Origin of the sequence: Gulosibacter massiliensis (assembly GCF_900626105.1) — a bacterium.
Lineage (GTDB): Bacteria > Actinomycetota > Actinomycetes > Actinomycetales > Microbacteriaceae > Gulosibacter > Gulosibacter sediminis.
This window is the reverse complement of record NZ_UYZX01000001.1, coordinates 812,424-828,354: the sequence shown is the minus strand read 5'-3', so window position 1 is coordinate 828,354 and position 15,931 is coordinate 812,424. Positions and strand designations below refer to the sequence as shown.

Annotated in this window: 13 protein-coding genes; 6 read left to right on the top strand and 7 right to left on the bottom strand. The window is 66.6% G+C overall.

Translation table 11 applies throughout. The features are described from left to right. Positions 1 to 86: 86 nt before the first annotated feature. The 5 genes from EJL01_RS04020 to EJL01_RS04000 form a co-directional block, all read right to left on the bottom strand. Positions 87 to 962: an ABC transporter permease gene (locus EJL01_RS04020; RefSeq protein WP_125106354.1), complete on the bottom strand. Its 876-nt coding sequence runs from the start codon at positions 960 to 962 to the stop codon at positions 87 to 89. Positions 963 to 972: 10 nt separating this feature from the next. Continuing rightward, positions 973 to 1,899 (bottom strand): ABC transporter permease, encoded by a 927-nt coding sequence (locus tag EJL01_RS04015; RefSeq protein WP_125106353.1) that lies wholly within the window; start codon positions 1,897 to 1,899, stop codon positions 973 to 975. Between the two features lies 1 nt (position 1,900). Continuing rightward, positions 1,901 to 3,055: an ABC transporter ATP-binding protein gene (locus EJL01_RS04010; protein ID WP_125106352.1), complete on the bottom strand. Its 1,155-nt coding sequence runs from the start codon at positions 3,053 to 3,055 to the stop codon at positions 1,901 to 1,903. A 2-nt stretch (positions 3,056 to 3,057) separates the two neighbouring features. Then, entirely contained in the window at positions 3,058 to 4,326 is a 1,269-nt protein-coding gene (locus EJL01_RS04005; RefSeq protein ID WP_206427672.1) for an ABC transporter substrate-binding protein, read from the bottom strand. Positions 4,327 to 4,528: 202 nt separating this feature from the next. Further along, positions 4,529 to 5,107: a TetR/AcrR family transcriptional regulator gene (locus EJL01_RS04000; RefSeq protein ID WP_125106351.1), complete on the bottom strand. Its 579-nt coding sequence runs from the start codon at positions 5,105 to 5,107 to the stop codon at positions 4,529 to 4,531. A gap of 207 nt (positions 5,108 to 5,314) precedes the next feature. Between EJL01_RS04000 and EJL01_RS03995 the strand changes: the two genes are divergently transcribed. After that, a complete protein-coding gene (locus EJL01_RS03995; protein ID WP_125106350.1) occupies positions 5,315 to 6,517 on the top strand; it encodes a YibE/F family protein in 1,203 nt (400 codons plus the stop codon). Positions 6,518 to 6,626: 109 nt separating this feature from the next. Here the strand turns inward: EJL01_RS03995 and EJL01_RS03990 are convergent, their stop codons facing one another. Beyond that, positions 6,627 to 7,700, bottom strand: a complete 1,074-nt coding sequence (locus EJL01_RS03990) for a flavin-containing monooxygenase (protein ID WP_125106349.1) — start codon at positions 7,698 to 7,700, stop codon at positions 6,627 to 6,629. 117 nt (positions 7,701 to 7,817) lie between these two features. Here EJL01_RS03990 and EJL01_RS03985 point away from each other — a divergent pair, with 117 nt between their 5' ends. Then, positions 7,818 to 8,660 (top strand): hypothetical protein, encoded by an 843-nt coding sequence (locus EJL01_RS03985; RefSeq protein WP_125106348.1) that lies wholly within the window; start codon positions 7,818 to 7,820, stop codon positions 8,658 to 8,660. Positions 8,661 to 8,773: 113 nt separating this feature from the next. On the opposite strand, the gene EJL01_RS03980 is transcribed toward EJL01_RS03985, so the two are convergent. Beyond that, a complete protein-coding gene (locus EJL01_RS03980) occupies positions 8,774 to 9,055 on the bottom strand; it encodes a DUF1540 domain-containing protein (RefSeq protein ID WP_125106347.1) in 282 nt (93 codons plus the stop codon). 300 nt (positions 9,056 to 9,355) lie between these two features. On the opposite strand from EJL01_RS03980, the gene EJL01_RS03975 reads away from it, so the two are divergent. The 4 genes from EJL01_RS03975 to EJL01_RS03960 all read left to right on the top strand — a co-directional run bounded on the left by EJL01_RS03975 (position 9,356) and on the right by EJL01_RS03960 (position 15,839). After that, entirely contained in the window at positions 9,356 to 11,677 is a 2,322-nt protein-coding gene (locus EJL01_RS03975) for an ABC transporter permease subunit (protein WP_125106346.1), read from the top strand. Between the two features lie 9 nt (positions 11,678 to 11,686). Continuing rightward, positions 11,687 to 12,466 carry an amino acid ABC transporter ATP-binding protein gene (locus EJL01_RS03970; RefSeq protein ID WP_206427671.1) on the top strand — a complete coding sequence of 260 codons (780 nt, stop codon included), beginning with the start codon at positions 11,687 to 11,689 and terminating at the stop codon, positions 12,464 to 12,466. A gap of 109 nt (positions 12,467 to 12,575) precedes the next feature. Beyond that, positions 12,576 to 15,155: an esterase-like activity of phytase family protein gene (locus EJL01_RS03965; protein ID WP_125106345.1), complete on the top strand. Its 2,580-nt coding sequence runs from the start codon at positions 12,576 to 12,578 to the stop codon at positions 15,153 to 15,155. Between the two features lie 168 nt (positions 15,156 to 15,323). Beyond that, on the top strand, positions 15,324 to 15,839 hold the full coding sequence (locus EJL01_RS03960; protein WP_241209095.1) for an aminoacyl-tRNA deacylase: 516 nt from the start codon (positions 15,324 to 15,326) through the stop codon (positions 15,837 to 15,839). The last annotated feature ends 92 nt before the right edge of the window (positions 15,840 to 15,931 follow it).

Sequence of the window (15,931 nt, the reverse complement as noted above, 5' to 3'; positions counted from 1 at the left end):
GGTCAGTTTTTGTAGTTCTGAGACCGTCAGAAGTACAGAAACTGACTACTCAGCTTTTATTTCGCGGCGGTCAACCGGTTTCGCGGTTAGTGGCGGGATGCGAGGGCTCGCGTTGTCGGGGCCGGCTCGGCCGCCGCGGCACGCAGGCGGCGCTTGCGCAGCCACGGCACAACCTGGCCGATCACGACGACGAGCACCGCGATGAGGAACATCGCCGAGCCGATGACGTTCGCCTCGGCCGGGATGCCGCGGGCCGCCGCGACGTACACGAACTTCGGGAACGTCTCGACCGTGCCCGAGTTGAAGTTCGTAATGATGAAGTCGTCGAAGCTCATGGCGAACGACAGCAGGCCGGCGGCGAGGATGCCGGGGATGAGCTGCGGCAGCGTGACCCGAAGGAATACCTGGGAGGGGGAGCCGTAGAGGTCTCGCCCGGCCTCTTCAATCGCCGGATTCAACGTGGCGATGCGCGCCCGGATCGTGACGATCACGAACGACATACAGAACACCGAGTGGGCAATCACGATCGTCCAGAAGCCGAGCTCGAGGCCGACGTTGAGGAAGAACGCAAGCAGGGATGCGCCGAGCACGACGTCGGGAGTCGTGAGCGGCAGATAGATAAGAAAGCCCATCGAGTCGCGGAACTTGAAGGCGAAGCGGTCGAGCCCGTAGGCGAGCAGCGTGCCGAGTACGAGCGCGATGAGCGTTGCCACGAGGCCGATCTGGATCGACACCCCGACCGACTGACACACGCCAGGCGCGCCACACGGATTCGCCCAGTTTTCGAAGGTGAACCCGCGCCAGGTGAGGTTCGTGCGCGCCGGCTCGTTGAACGAGAACACGAAGATGTACGCGATCGGCAGCAGCAGGTAGAGGAAAGCGAGCCCGCCAAGCACGGGGATCGCCCAGCGTCCGAGCGAGGCGCCGATCTTCGCGCCGCGGCCTTGAGTTGCGATAGCCATTGCGGGTCTCCTAGACGAGGTCTCGAGTGCCGAATCGGCGCACGTAGATCGACACGAGGATCAGGATCGAGAGCATGAGGATGAACGACAGCGCGGCCGCGCCGGGATAGTCGAGCACCCGCATGAACCGCGACTCGATGACCTGACCGATCATCGTCGTATTTCGGTTGTTGCCGAGGATGGCTGCGCTGACGTAGTCGCCAGCCGCGGGAATGAAGGTGAGCAGCGTGCCAGCGAGAACTCCCGGCACCGACAGCGGGAACGTGACCTTGCGGAACACCGTCATGTCGTTCGCGTAGAGGTCGCGGCCCGCCTCGAGGAGCCGGCCGTCGAGCGCCTGCAGGTTCGCGAAGATCGGCAGCACCATGAACGGCAAGAAGTTGTAGGTGAGGCCGGCGACCACGGCGAAACTCGTGGCGGTGAGCGTCGCGTCGGCCGGCATGAGGTGCAACGTTTTCAACGTTTGCACGACGAACCCCTCGTCCGCGAGCACCTGGCGCCACGCCTGCGTGCGCAGCACGAACGACGTGAAGAACGGCGCGATCAGCAGCACGAGGAGCAGTCCCTGGAGGAACCCGTGGCCGCGCAACCGCACCGCGATGAGGTACGCCATCGGGTAGCCGATGACGAGGCAGAGCACCGTTGCGATGAGCGCGAAGCCGAACGAGCGCAGCAGCTCGGGCCAGTAGTCGCCGAGCACGATGGCGTAGTTGCCGAACTCGAGCGCCGGCGCGTACTGGCCGATGTCGGCCCCCGGTGGCTTCACGTAGAGCGACGTCGCGAGCAGCGTAAACACCGGCACGACGAAGAAGATGAGCAGGAACAGGAGGCCCGGCGTGACGAGGCCGTAGCCCGCGCGTGAGCGGCGCCCCCTCGGCACGCCGCCGCCCGATTTCACCGCGATGGCGGTGGTGGCGTCAGAGTCGGTGCTGGCCATGTCACGATTCCTCGCCCGCGTCGACGTCGTCGGCGCCGTCGAGTCCGAACGCGTGCTCGGGGTGCCACGACAGCGTCACCGCGTCGCCCGGCTGGAGGATCGCCGCGCCGCGGTTCTGCGCGAACACTGCGAAGTCGCCAAGCCCGGGCACCTCAACGTGATACTCGTTCGACATGCCCGCGAAGGCGGTGTCTGTGACGATGCCGGCGAGTTCGTTCTCGGCAGTCGCCGCGTCGCCGGGGGTCGAGGCGCGAATATCGAGCTTCTCGGGACGCACGCCCACCAGTACGTCGCCCGACTCGGACACCGCGCGGGCCGCCGCGAGCAGCACGCGGTGCCCCGCCGCATCCACTTCGAGAAACTCGCCGCGGCGGCCAACGACGGTGCCGGGCATGAGGTTCGAGCGACCGAGGAAGTTCGCGACGAATGCCGTGCGCGGCAGGTCGTAGAGCTCCTGCGGCGGGCCGAGCTGCTCGATGCGACCTGCGTTCATGACCGCGACGGTGTCGGCCATCGACATCGCCTCTTCCTGGTCGTGCGTCACGTGCACGAAGGTGAGGCCGACGTCGGTCTGGATGCGCTTGAGTTCGGTCTGCATCTGCCGACGCAGCTTCATGTCGAGTGCGCCGAGTGGCTCGTCGAGGAGCAGGATCTCTGGCTTGTTCACGAGCGCCCGCGCGAGGGCGACGCGCTGCTGCTGTCCACCCGAGAGCTGCGTCGGCTTGCGGCTCGCGAGGTGCTCAAGTTCGACGAGTTCGAGGAACTCCTGCGCGCGCGCCTTCCAGTCGCCGACGCGGCGTCGCTTCAGGCCGAACGCGACGTTCTCGAACACACTCATGTGTGGGAACAGCGCGTACGACTGGAACACCGTGTTGACCGGCCGCTTGTGGGCCGGGAGCTGCGTGATGTCAGTGCCGCCGATGCGAATCGAACCCGCGCTCGGCGCATCCAAGCCCGCGACCATCCGCAGGGTGGTGGTCTTGCCACATCCGGATGGCCCGAGCAGGGCAAAGAACTGCCCGGCGGGGATATTCAGGTCGAGCGGGTGCACGGCGGTGAACTCGCCATAGTGCTTCGCCAGGCCTTCGAGCTCGAGCATGGAGCCGCCCGAGCCCAGCGCGCCGGTGGTCCGGTCGGTCGCAGATGTCGTGGTCATGGCTAGTTTCCGATCGCCTGCTGGAAGAGCTGGTTGTACTTTGAGTCCTCGTCGGGCGTGAGCGCGCGCATCGTCTGCGAGTTCGCGAGGTACTCCTCGGTCGGGAAGATGAGCTCGTTGTTCGCGAGCTCGGGGTCGATCTTCTCCATCTCTTCGCGGGCGCCCTCAACCGGGCAGATGTAATTCACGTAGGCGGCGACCTCGGCGGCGACCTCGGGCTGGTAGTAGTAATCGATGAGCGTTTCGACGTTCTTCGTGTGGGTGCCACCCATCGGCACCGTGAAGTTGTCGGCCCACAGGTCGCCGCCCGACTCGGGCAGCGCGAAGTCCCAGCGGTCGCCGTTCTCGAAGTTGAGCTGCGTGATGTCGCCCGACCACGCGAGCACCGCCACGGCGTCGCCCGAGATGAGATCCTCCTTATAGGAGTTGCCCTTGACCTGGCGAATCTGGCCCGAGGCGATGTGCTCCTTGAGCACGTCGAGCGCGGCGTCGAACTCGTCGTCGCCCCAGTCGCTCGCGATGTCGACGCCGTTGCCCATGAGCAGCAGTGCCATGGTGTCGAGCATCTCGTCGAGCACGACGACGCGGCCCTTGTACTTCGGGTCCCACAGGTCGTCGAGGGTGTGCAGGCCGTTCGGGACCTCCTGTTTGTTCCAGGCGAGGCCGGTGAAGCCGCCCTGCCAGGTGACCGAGTACTTGCGGCCCTCGTCGAAGCTCGCGTTCATGTACTCGGGCAGCAGGTTCGCCTGTACGTTCGGCATGTTGTCGAGGGTGAGTGGCTGCACGTAGCCGAGGCGCATTAGGCGCGCGACCATCCAGTCGGTGAGGGTCATGACGTCGGCGCCGATGTCCTGCCCGTTCGAGAGCTGGTTTTGGTACTTGCCGAAGTACGAGTCGTTTGAGTCGATGTCCTCGGTGTAGGTGACGTCGATGCCCGAGGTCTCGATGAATTTCTCGAGGGTGGGGTAGGTGCCGCTCGAGTCGTCGTAGTCGAGATAGAGGGTCCAGTTCGACCAGCGCACGAGCTTTTCGGTGTCGGAGAGGTCGGTGGCCGGCGTCAGCGCGGCGCCGGTTTCGCCGCCGCCCGAGGGGGTCGTGCCGCCGGTGCCGCAGGCGGCGAGGAGTGACAGCAAACCGGCGGCGCCGGCACCCGCGAAGAGGGAGCGGCGGGTGAGGCTACTGCCCGCGGCCTGGCGGCTCATACGGACGAGCGACTCCACCATCGGGTCGCGAGGCGCGTTGGCGTCGGGAAATACGAACTCACGAGACATATCGGCTCCTGGTTGGACAGGACGCCTCGACATTTGCGCACCGGGTCCGATTCCGCGGTGTGCACTGCTCGAGACTTCTGCGTACCGAGGGATACCAGTGCTGTGGCGCGGTGCCGGTTGGTTGTTGCCGGGTCGCGTACGTAGTGGCGTCGGGTTGAGTTTGACTGAGAGTACACAGTCTGGTCGGTATATCCAACGAATTTCAGAGACGGGATGAATCGGGGCGCGAGGCCCGCTGCTCGCGCAGTTGAGCGACGAGTTCGACAACCCGCTCGACGCTCGCGGAATCGGTGAACTCGGCGTCGTCGGTGGTGCCGTACGTTTCGGCGTGGTAGGCGATGCCGTCGCCGAGCAGGATGATCGCTTTCGCGAGCACCGCATCGCCAACATCTGCGAGTACGATGCCGTACCACTGCGCCCGGGCGCGGCGCAGCACCGGCCGGATCTTCGCGTCGTTCGACGGCGCGAGGCGGATGAGCGCGGACATGGTGCGCTCGAGTGGCGCCGTGTAGTTGTTCGAAGTGCCGAGATACCACTCGGTTGGGGTGAGGCCGCTGCCGGGGAGGTCGGCAATGTCTTCTGCGACGAGCTCGATGAAACGCTCGCAGAGGCCGTCGACGAGCGCGGACTTTGAAGGGAAATGGTGGAGCAGTCCGCCCTTGGATGCGCCGACGTGCTTTGCGAGTGCGTCGAGGGTCGCGCCGCGCTCGCCGCGCTCGAGCACGAGATCGCGGTAGGCGTCGATGAATTCGACGCGGCGGTTGGTGGCGATCGGAGGCATGGCCGCTCCTTCATTACCCAGCCCGTGCTTCGATGCACGGAGTTTGGCCGAGTGTACCGGCCAGACGGTCACCCCCTCCACCTCTGCGACGGGGTTGAGTGGTCGGTTTTTGTAGTTTCCAGGCACTGGAAACTACAAAAACCGACCACTCAACCCCAGCGGCGAGGCAGAGGTGAGGGAGCGTCCTCGCGAATTAAGGTTGGCGGCATGGGTTCCTCCCACGTGCACGGGCACACCGTCGACCAAGAGACCGCGCCCTCGCGCGCCTCGACCATCACCCTCGGCGCGATCGCGGTGGCGTTGCTGCTGGCCACCATCATCGGGCTGATCGCGCTCTGGCCGAACGGCTCGCAGGTAGCGCGCACGCAGCTGCTCGCGCCGGGCGTTGAGCTCCTCGAGGCCACTGTCGACGAGGTGCCGGCCGATCCCCAACTCGGCACCATTACCGCGACGGGCGTGTCGGACGCCATCGCGGGCGAGTCGATCGAGGTGCATGTGACGGCCGACGTGCTGAGCGGCATGCACGCGGGCGACCGCATCCGCATCATCTCGGTGACTGGCGCAACCGACCCCGCCACCAACGCCGAGACGCCGCAGACCTACTCCTACTTCGACCACGAGCGAAAGCTTCCCCTCGGCCTGCTCTTCGTGCTCTATCTGCTCGTCGTCGCGCTCGTCGCCCGCGGCCGGGGGCTGCGTGCCGTGCTCGGACTCAGCGTCGGCGTGGGCGTCGTGGCCTGGTTCCTCGCACCCGCGCTGCTGGCGGGCGCGAACCCAACTCTCGTCGCGCTGGTTGCGGCCGGGGCGATGATCTTCCCGAGCGTCTACATCGCGCACGGCATCTCAATTCGCACGACCACGGCCGTGATCGGCACGTGTGCGGGCATCGCCATCACGCTGCTGATCGCGCTGCTCGCGAGCGGGCCCGCCGGCATGACCGGCGCTGACGACGAGAATGCGCAGCACCTCTTTACGACGCAGCCGGGCATCTCGCTGAGCGGCATCTTCCTCACCGGGGTCATCATTTCGAGTCTCGGCGCGCTCAACGACGTCACGATCACGCAGGCCTCGGCGACGTGGGAGCTCCGCGCCGCCATGCAGGGGGAGTCGCGGTGGAAGGTGTTTGCCGCCGCCATGCGCATCGGCCGCGACCACATCGCCTCGACTGTCTATACGCTCGCCTACGCCTACATCGGTTCGGCCCTGCCCATCCTGCTCGTTGCCGCCACGATGGACCGGGGCTTCTTCGACACCATCACCGCGGGCGAGATCGGCGCCGAGGTGTTCCGCACGCTCGTCGCGTCGATCGGCCTCGTGCTCGCGATCCCGCTGACAACCGGCATCGCGGCGATGCTCGCGAGCACGGTCAAGCGCGGCCCCCGCTTCGACGCCGACCGCGCCGTCTGGTAAGTGGCGGCCCGCCCCGCCCTCGCCGCCCAGCCGCATCCGAAGTCGCCAAATCAGTTGAGTGGTCGGTTTTTGTAGTTTCCAGGCACTGGAAACTACAAAAACCGACCACTCAACCGACTAAAGAGTCAGCGGTGAGGCGGGTGAGGGCCGTGAGGGCGGCGCGGCGGCCCGCGCGCGTTGCGCCGACCGTCGAGGCGGATGCGCCGTAGCCGACGAGCAGCACACGATCGTCGCGTACGACCTCCACGCCGTTTCGCGTCGCGATTCCGCCGCCTGGCTCGCGCAGGTGCAGGGGAGCGAGGTGGTCGAGGTCGGCGCGGAAGCCGGTCGACCAGAGGATCGCGTCGGCGTGTACGGTCTCGCCGCTTGCGAACTCGACCGCGTCGGGCAGGATGCGGCGAATCGGTCCCGAGGACACGAGCCGGCCGCGGTCGCGCGCGGCCAAATACTCCGGCCACGGTGGGATGCCGGTATTGCGCACGACCGAGAATGGCACGAGCCCGGCGCTCGCCCGAGCATCCACTCGCTCCTCGACCGCGACACCCCAGCGCTCGTCGAATGGATCGTCGACCCAGTCGGGATCGCGCCGCGTCGACCAGGTCGTCGTCGCGCCAGCCTGTTCGAGCATGAGGATGAACTGCACGGCGCTCAAGCCGCCGCCCACGACGACAACGTGTTGACCGCGAAACTCCTCGGCGTCCCAGAAATCAACGGTGCGCAGTTGGTGCCCCTCGAACGACCCGATGCCCGGCACGTGCGGCACGAACGGCTTCGTCCACGTGCCCGCCGCCGAGATCACGAGCCGCGTGCGCCAGTTCCGCGTGCCGGCGCGCACGACGAGCGGCGCCTCCGGGTCGCGAGACTCCGCCTCAACTCGGTCAACGCGTACGGGCCGCTCGACCGGCAGCCCGAACTCGCGCTCGTACCGCCCGTAGTAGTCGGCCACGACCTCACTCGCCGGCCGAGACGCATCCGGCTCGCCGAGCGGTAGGCCGGGCAAGTCGTGGATGCCGTGGGCCCACCCCAGCGTCAGCGCCGGCCACCGGTGCCGCCACGCGCCTCCGGGACCGTCGTTGCGGTCGAGCACGACGAAGTCGCGCCAGGGCACGAGGCCGCGGCGCTGCAGCCAGTACGCCGCCGCGAGCCCGGCCTGCCCGGCACCGATCACCACAACGTCAAACATCCCAGCCTCCATGCGTGCCAAATGGTCCATGAGAGGTAACGCAACGACGGGGGACTTATGCCCACAGGGTCACTTAGCTTAGGCTGTACTAACTTGCCCACCGAGAAGAGGACGCAAATGACGAACGCTGCGGAGTCCGTGCAGACCAAGACACTGCTCGACAACCGGGCGCACTCGTTGACCCACCGCATCCTCACCGGCGCTGGCACCTGCGCGATCATCGCGTTCGAGGCGGCCGAGCAGCCGCACCTGCACTCGGTCGCCCACGGCCTCGCGAGCGACGGCACGCTGCTCGTCGCCGCGAACGTCGCGGTCGACGACGTCGACGATGCATTCCGAGGTGACGAGCCGCTTGAGGTTCGCCTCGACTTCCTCAAGGAATCGCCGGCCTTCGACGTGCGGATCATTTCGGCGACGACCCATCTGCTCGGCACGCTCGAGTGGCTCACGCTGGCCGAGGCCGACTTCGCCTTCCGCGATGTGCTGCTGCCGGCCCACCTCGTCGAGCTCGCGGCCCAGCCGGGCGGTCGCCTCGGCATCGTTCACAGCGAACGCGTCGTCACGCACACGAGCAACGGCATCACCGCGATGCCCTTCGGCGAGATCGCGGCCCGCCACCGCACCTGCGACGCCCTCTTCGCGCGCCGCGTGGACGACGTCGCCGCCGAACTCACCTTCGCGGCAGACGACGACCTGCTCGGCATGTACGCGGCGGCCTTCATCGAGGGCTGGTTCGGCGGCATCACGCTGTCGCGCCGCGAGACGACCGAGCCTTGCGTACCCGTCGTCGGCCGCACGTTTGTCGTCGACGTCGACCAGTCGGGCCTCACCCTCATGCATGTGGGCGACGACGACACGACTATCGTGTTCGCGCCGTTCGACGAGGCCGCGCGCAGCGAGAGCGAACTCCGCGCAGACCTCAAGTCGCTGCTCGACCTCGACCTCTTCGCGACCGAGTAGCGAGCCCCGGCCGGCTTCGACCAGGTTTTCTTCAAGAAAAAGCTCACCGACGCCAGCCACGCAGTTAGCGCGGCCGAGGCGTCGGTGAGCCTGGGCGAATTTGGCCAGAGTGGTTAGCGAACCTCGTAGCTCGAGCAGTTGGCGGTGTCGCCCTGAATCGAGACGGCCGCCGCAGAGCACATGAGGTCGGTGTTGTGCACGCACTCGAGGCGCTGGCACGCGGTGACGTGCGAGTTGGCGACGGGCAGGCCGCCGCGCGCGTCAAGCGTGATGAAAGTCGTGCAGCTGGCGCCCTGCTCGCTGCCGCCGACGGTGATGCCAGCTGCGGTGCAGCCGCCATTGTTGTACGAGCACGCCGTGGTCGTACATGCCTGAACTGCCGTGAGGTTCGTCATGATGTTCGCCTTCCCGCCCCGGCACAGATCTGAAATTTCGCGCCGCTTGCGGCAAAGTTACTGTGCCCGCAGCGAACGCACCAGCAAGGGAAGGCTCCCCTGTGCGACGGGTGTGTACCCGCGCAATACGGACAAATGGCATCAAGAAGGCCCGGTTCTCGCGCAATCAAGTAACGATCGCGTGCGGATCGCGCCGACTTCCACGGCGAGCGGGCCCGATCACCTAGGGTGGTGAGGTGAATTCTCAGCAAGTGAGTACCTGATTCACAAGCTGAGGTCAACGAAGACCAGAGGAAGAGCATGAAATCGTTCCAGCAACGCCTCCTGCAGTGGCAACACCACCGCAATTCGGCACTCTCCACTCTCGCGGTACTCCTGGTACTGCTGCTCACGGTTGGCACCGCCGCCGGCGCAGCAAACGCCATTACGGGCAACCAGGCGCAGGCCGCAGATGACCCGAAGTCGGCCGAGGGCCAGTCATTCGTCATCGCGACCGACACGACGTGGGCGCCCTTCGAGTTCGAAGAGGGCGGCGAGCTCGTCGGCATCGACATGGATCTGATCAATGCGATCGCCGAAGACCAGGGCTTCGACATCGACATCCAGGTGCTCGGTTTCGACGGCGCGCTCCAGGCCGTGCAGTCGGGCCAGGCGGATGCGGTGATGGCCGGCATGAGCATTACCGACGAGCGTGAGCAGTCGTTCGACTTCTCGAACCCCTACTTCGACTCGGGCATTCAGATGGCCGTCGCTGAGGATGATGACAGCATCAAGGGCTACGAGGACCTCGCGGGCGAGACGGTCTCGGCGAAGACCGGCACCGAGGGCTTTGACTTCGCGTCGACCCTCTCGGAGGAGTACGGCTTCGAAGTCACCGGCTTCCAGGACGCCGCCGATGCCTACAACGACGTCACGTCGGGCAACTCGGTCGCTGTCTTCGACGACTACCCGATTCTTGCCTACGCCATTGCGACCGGTAACTCGGGCCTCACGACGGTCACCGACCAAGAAAAGGCCTCGAGCTACGGCATGGGCGTGCAGAAGGGCCAGAACCCCGAGCTCGTCGCCGCCTTCAACGACGGCCTGAAGAACGTGATCGAGAACGGCACCTACCAGGACATTCTCGACGAGTACCTCGGCGAGAACGCGCCCGAGGCCGCGTCGATCGGCAACGGTCAGGCCGCGCTCGGCAACGAACAGCTCGACTACGGCGAGCCCGGCGAACTGCCAAACAACCCGAACTTCGCGACCGACACCCCGGTCGAGAACGGCACCTTCGTCGTCGCCACCGACACCACCTTCGCGCCCTTCGAGTTCCAGCAGAACGGCGAGATGGTCGGCATCGACATGGACCTCCTCAAGGCCATCGCGGCGAACCAGGGCTTCGAGGTCGAAATTCAGTCACTCGGCTTCGACGCGGCACTGCAGGCGGTGCAGTCGGGCCAGGCGGATGCGGTGATGGCCGGCATGAGCATCACCGACGAGCGCAAGGAAGTCTTCGACTTCTCCGAGCCCTACTACCAGTCGGGCGTGCAGATGGCCGTCGCCGAGGACAGCGACATCGCCACCTATGAGGACCTCGCGGGCCAGACAGTGGCCGTGAAGACCGGCACCGAGGGCTACTCGTTCGCCGAGACGCTCTCGAAGGACATCGGTTTCGAGCTCAACTCGTTCCAGGACTCGGCCGACATGTACAACGATGTCGCGACCGGCAACTCGGTGGCCGCATTCGAGGATGCGCCCGTGCTGCAGTACGGCATCGCCTCGGGCAACGTACCGCTCAAGGTCGTGACCGACCCCGAGCCCGGCGCCGACTACGGCTTCGCGGTGAACAAGGGTGAGAACGCTGAGCTGCTCGAGATGTTCAACGCAGGTCTCGACGCCGCGATGGAATCGGGTGCCTACCAGCAGATCATCGACCGCTACCTCGCGAATGAAGAGGAAGCGGCGGGCACGTCGTTCTTCGCCCTCGTTGCGAACGCGATGCCGGCCCTGATGCAGGGTCTTGGCTTCACCCTCTGGGCGACGTTCCTCTCGATCGTCTTCGCCATGGTGCTCGGTATTCTCTTCGGCATTCTCAAGCTGTCGAGCAACTGGTTCTTGCGCGGCCTTGCGGGCGCGTACGTGAACATCTTCCGAGGCACGCCAGTCATCGTGCAGGCGTTCTTCTTCTACTTCGGTGTGCCCGCGTTCTTCCAGCAATTTCTGGGGCAGCAGGTCACGCTCGACGCGCTGACGGCCGGTGTCATCACCCTCTCGCTCAACGCCGGTGCCTACATCACCGAGATCGTGCGCGGTGGCGTGCAGTCGGTTGATCCAGGGCAGATGGAGGCGTCGCGCTCGCTTGGCCTCGGCTGGGGCGCCTCGATGCGCCGAGTCGTGATGCCGCAGGCGTTCAAGATCATGACGCCGAACCTCATCAACCAGTTCATCATCACGTTGAAGGACACCTCGCTGCTGTCGGTGCTTGGCTTCGCCGAGCTCACCTACCAGGGCCGCATCGTGATCGCCTCGACCTTCCGCTCGTTCGAGATCTGGATCGTCGTCGCGTTCATGTACTTCATCGTGATCTGGCTGCTCACGCTGCTGAGCAACTGGGTCGACCGCAAGCTCAACAAGTAAGGCGAGAACATGACGAACGACAAAACGCTGTACACGCAGCCTGTCTCCACCGCCGACGAGACGCCGATCCGGGTCGTCGACCTGCACAAGGCCTTCGGTTCGAACGAGGTGCTCAAGGGCATCGACCTCGAAGTCGCGAACGGCGAGGTTGTCGCCGTCATCGGCCCCTCGGGTTCGGGTAAGTCGACGTTGCTGCGCTGCCTCAACCGACTCGAGGACGTCACGAGCGGCGAGGTCTTCATCACCGGCGAGAACATCGCCGCCGCGAAAGGCGAGAAGCTCGACAAGGTGCGTCAGCGCATCGGCATGGTGTTCCAGCACTTCAACCTGTTCCCGAACATGACGGTATTGCAGAACGTCGCACTCGCGCCGACCGAGCTGAAGAAGATGTCGAAGGCGGATGCACGCAAGCGGGCCGAAGAACTGCTCACGCGAGTCGGTCTGGCCGACAAGGCGGATGCGCGCCCGTCGCAGCTCTCCGGCGGGCAGAAGCAGCGCGTGGCGATCGCCCGCGCGCTCGCGATGAGCCCCCAGATCATGCTGTTTGACGAGGCCACGAGCGCTCTCGACCCCGAGATGGTCGGCGAGGTGCTCCAGGTGATCCGCGACCTTGCCGCATCCGGCATGACGATGGTGCTCGTTACACATGAAATGGGCTTCGCCCGTGAGGTCGCCGACCGGGTCGTATTCATGGCCGAGGGCGTTGTCGTCGAAGAGGGCGACCCCAAGGTGCTGTTCGACTCGCCGAAGGAGGCCCGCACGCAGGACTTCCTCTCGAAGGTGCTCTAGCGAAATCACCACCCACAGCGACCTCCGTGTTCACCCGGAGGTCGCTGTGCGTTTCCGCACGCAGACAAGAGTGGGCAGTCGCACACGCTGACATCTGCAAAGGAGCACCATGCGCATTCGCCGCATCGCTCCGGTTGCCGCGCTTGCCACTTCGGGCCTCGCCCTGAGCTGCTTCGTAGCTGCCGGACCCGCCATCGCCGCCGAAGGGGCATTCACCCGCACTGCCACCTACCCCGTGTACCTCAACGTGCCAGAGGGCGTCGACCCGGCGGCCGAGACCGTCGCTGAGATCTCGACCATCACCCCCGACGGCTCGACGATGATCTACACCGACGCACTCGGTCAGCGCATCGGCTTCATCGATGTCACCGACCCCTCGTCGCCCCAGGGCACCGGCACCGTCTCGCTGGCCGAGCTCGGCCACGCCGACGACCAGCCGACCTCGGTCGCGGCGATCGGCGACTACGTGCTCGTCGTCATCGACGAAACCGGCGGCGACTTCGAGCACCCCAAGGGCCGCGTCGACGTGCTCCGCATCAGCGACCGTGAGCGCGTTGCCTCGATCGACCTCGAGGGGCAGCCCGACTCGATCGACATCTCGGACGACGGCCAGTACGCAGCCATCGCAATCGAGAACCAGCGTGACGAGGAGCGCGAGGACGTCGACGGCGGACTGCCGCAGCTCCCCGCCGGCTTTGTCTCGGTGATCGACCTCGCGGGCGACCCGACGACCTGGCAGTCCGAGCGCGTAGACCTCGTCGGCGAGACCGGCGCGCCGATCGAGGTCATGGCGAACGCCGGCCTTGACACCCCGGAAGACCCGGAGCCCGAGTACGTCTCGATCAACAGCGACAACGTCGCCGCGGTGACCCTGCAGGAGAACAACGGCGTCGCGATCATCGACCTCGAGACCCGCACCGTCACCGACGCGTGGAGCGCCGGCACGGTCTCGGTCGACCAGCTCGACACCGAGGACGACGGCGTGATCGACCTCAGCGGCTCGATCACCGACACCCCGCGCGAACCCGACGCGGTCGGCTGGGTGAACACCACCACGCTCGCGACCGCGAACGAGGGCGACTGGAAGGGCGGCACCCGCGGCTGGACCGTCTTCGGCATCGACGGCACCGTGCAGTGGGATGCTGGCAACAGCTTCGAGCACCTCGCGATCCAGCACGGCCTCTACAACGACGGCCGCGCCGGCAAGAAGGGCCCCGAGCCCGAGGGCCTCGCGATCGCCGAGTACAACGGCACGAACTACGCGTTCATCGCCTCGGAGCGCTCGAACTTCGTCGCCGTCTACAACGTCGACGACCCCGCCAACCCGGTCTACGAGCAGCTGCTGTTCACGACCAACGGCCCCGAGGGCGTTCTGCCTGTGCCGTCGCGCGACCTCCTGCTCGTCTCGAGCGAGGTCGACGAGGCCTCGGCCGGCGTCCGCAGCTCGGTAAACATCTTCGAGTTCGGCGACGCCACCCCGGCGCAGCCGAGCATCGTCTCGGGCAACGACGAGAACGGCCTGCCCATCGGCTGGTCGGCGCTCGGCGCGCTCACGGCAGACCCGAGCGACGCGAACCTGCTCTACTCGGCGACCGACGCGGCGCTGAAGAACAACCGCATCTGCACGATCGACGTGTCGGCTGAGCCCGCCCTCATCACCGAGGCCCGCGACGTCACGAAGGATGGCGTGGTCACCTCGTACGACATTGAGGGCATCGCGGCGAAGGCCGACGGCGGCTTCTGGCTCGCTTCGGAGGGTGCGACCGGCGCCGAGAACCTCCTCGTCGAACTCGACGCCGGCCTCAACGTGGTGCAGGAAATCTCGCTGCCGGAGGATGTCTCGGCGCACATTGGCAAGTGGGGCCTCGAGGGCGTCACGGTGACCCAGGATGCCGACGGCAACGAGGTGCTCTACTTCGCGGTGCAGCGCCCGCTGTGGGTTGACCCCGCCGCGTCGCCGCTTGAGCCGCTCGAGGGCGCGAACACGACCCGCATCGGCCAGTTCTCGACGGCGACGGGCGAGTTCGCCTGGTTCGGCTACGAGCTCGAGTCGACCGACGTCGCCGGCGACTGGATGGGCCTCTCGGAGATCACCGTCGTCGACGACAAGACCCTCGCGGTGATCGAGCGCGACAAGCTCAACGGCCCGAATGCCGCGATCAAGCGCATCTACACGGTCGAGGTTCCGGACGCACAGGCGATCGCCGACGCGGATGGCGCGGTGATTCCCGTTGAGAAGAACCTCGCGATCGACGTGCTGCCCGAGCTGCAGGCCGTGAACGGCTCGACCCAGGAGAAGCTCGAGGGCTTCACCATCGCGGCCGACGGCCAGCTCTACGCGGTGACCGACAACGACGGCCTCGACGACGCCACCGGCGAGACGGTGTTCCTCCGCCTCGGCTCGGCGGACGACGTGTTCGGCACCGACCCGGAGCCGACGCAGTCGCCCGAGCCGACCGGCACGACCGTGCCGACCACGACCGCCGTGCCGACCACGACGGCCAGCGCCGCGTCGACCGACGGCGCATCCGAGTCGACCGCCTCGCCGAGCGACACCGACACCGACGCTGACGGCAACCTCGCCACCACCGGTGCCGACGCGGGCACGACCGCGCTGATCGGCCTCTTTGCAGCCGGCGCCATCGCCGCGGGCGCGGCGCTCGTGCTGCGCCGCCGCCACCAGGCGTAGCAGCGCCCGACAAGACTCCCGGGTTCCGAAGTCCTGCAGCCGCAGGATTTCGGAACCCGGGACTTGTTTTCGCCATTGAGGGCCAGCGCGTGCGCCCGGCGACGCGCTTCGGTGCGCAACAACGGGAATAATCGGCCGCGCTGCGTCGTCTTCTTTCGTATGACTTCTGTGCAATCACCCGAGCTCGACCCCGCGAACAACCGGGCGGTCGCGGCCGTCGCAGCCTCGGGCATCCGCCACGAGGTGCGCACGCACGGCAAGGCGTCGTCGCTCGCCGAGGCGGCGGCGCTGCGCGGCGTGCGACCCCGGCAGATCGTGAAGTCGATGATCGTGAAGGACGGCACGGGGGAATACCACGTGGTGCTCGTGCCCGGCGACCGGGTCATCTCGTGGCCGAAGCTGCGCGCCGTGCTCGGCGTGAACAAGGCCGCCATGCCCTCGGCCGACGAGGCGAAGGCGGTCACCGGCTTCGCGCGCGGCACGATCACGCCGTTCGGCACGTTGACGCCGCTCGACGTCGTGGCCGACGCGCTCGTTGAGCCCGGGCCCATCACCGTCGGCGGTGGGGCGTACTCGGTTGGGATCTACCTCGACGGCGACGACCTGCTCGCCCACTTCGGCGCCGAGCGCGTCGACATTACTGAGCCCGACCCGGCATTCGTCGAGGCGCCCGCCGAAGCATAGGTGTTGCGTTTCGCCCCAAAACGATCGTGAATACGAGCGTCGAACGGGGTCAGACACACTACCCATGGCACACGGGACGGCGCGGGGCCCGT

Coding starts and splice junctions, on each gene's coding strand:
- EJL01_RS03995 (WP_125106350.1), top strand. CDS start 5,315: ATGGGTTCCTCCCACGTGCACGGGCACACCGTCGACCAAGAGACCGCG.
- EJL01_RS03965 (WP_125106345.1), top strand. CDS start 12,576: ATGCGCATTCGCCGCATCGCTCCGGTTGCCGCGCTTGCCACTTCGGGC.
- EJL01_RS04005 (WP_206427672.1), bottom strand. CDS start 4,326: ATGTCTCGTGAGTTCGTATTTCCCGACGCCAACGCGCCTCGCGACCCG.
- EJL01_RS03980 (WP_125106347.1), bottom strand. CDS start 9,055: ATGACGAACCTCACGGCAGTTCAGGCATGTACGACCACGGCGTGCTCG.
- EJL01_RS03975 (WP_125106346.1), top strand. CDS start 9,356: ATGAAATCGTTCCAGCAACGCCTCCTGCAGTGGCAACACCACCGCAAT.
- EJL01_RS04010 (WP_125106352.1), bottom strand. CDS start 3,055: ATGACCACGACATCTGCGACCGACCGGACCACCGGCGCGCTGGGCTCG.
- EJL01_RS03970 (WP_206427671.1), top strand. CDS start 11,687: ATGACGAACGACAAAACGCTGTACACGCAGCCTGTCTCCACCGCCGAC.
- EJL01_RS04020 (WP_125106354.1), bottom strand. CDS start 962: ATGGCTATCGCAACTCAAGGCCGCGGCGCGAAGATCGGCGCCTCGCTC.
- EJL01_RS04000 (WP_125106351.1), bottom strand. CDS start 5,107: ATGCCTCCGATCGCCACCAACCGCCGCGTCGAATTCATCGACGCCTAC.
- EJL01_RS04015 (WP_125106353.1), bottom strand. CDS start 1,899: ATGGCCAGCACCGACTCTGACGCCACCACCGCCATCGCGGTGAAATCG.
- EJL01_RS03985 (WP_125106348.1), top strand. CDS start 7,818: ATGACGAACGCTGCGGAGTCCGTGCAGACCAAGACACTGCTCGACAAC.
- EJL01_RS03990 (WP_125106349.1), bottom strand. CDS start 7,700: ATGTTTGACGTTGTGGTGATCGGTGCCGGGCAGGCCGGGCTCGCGGCG.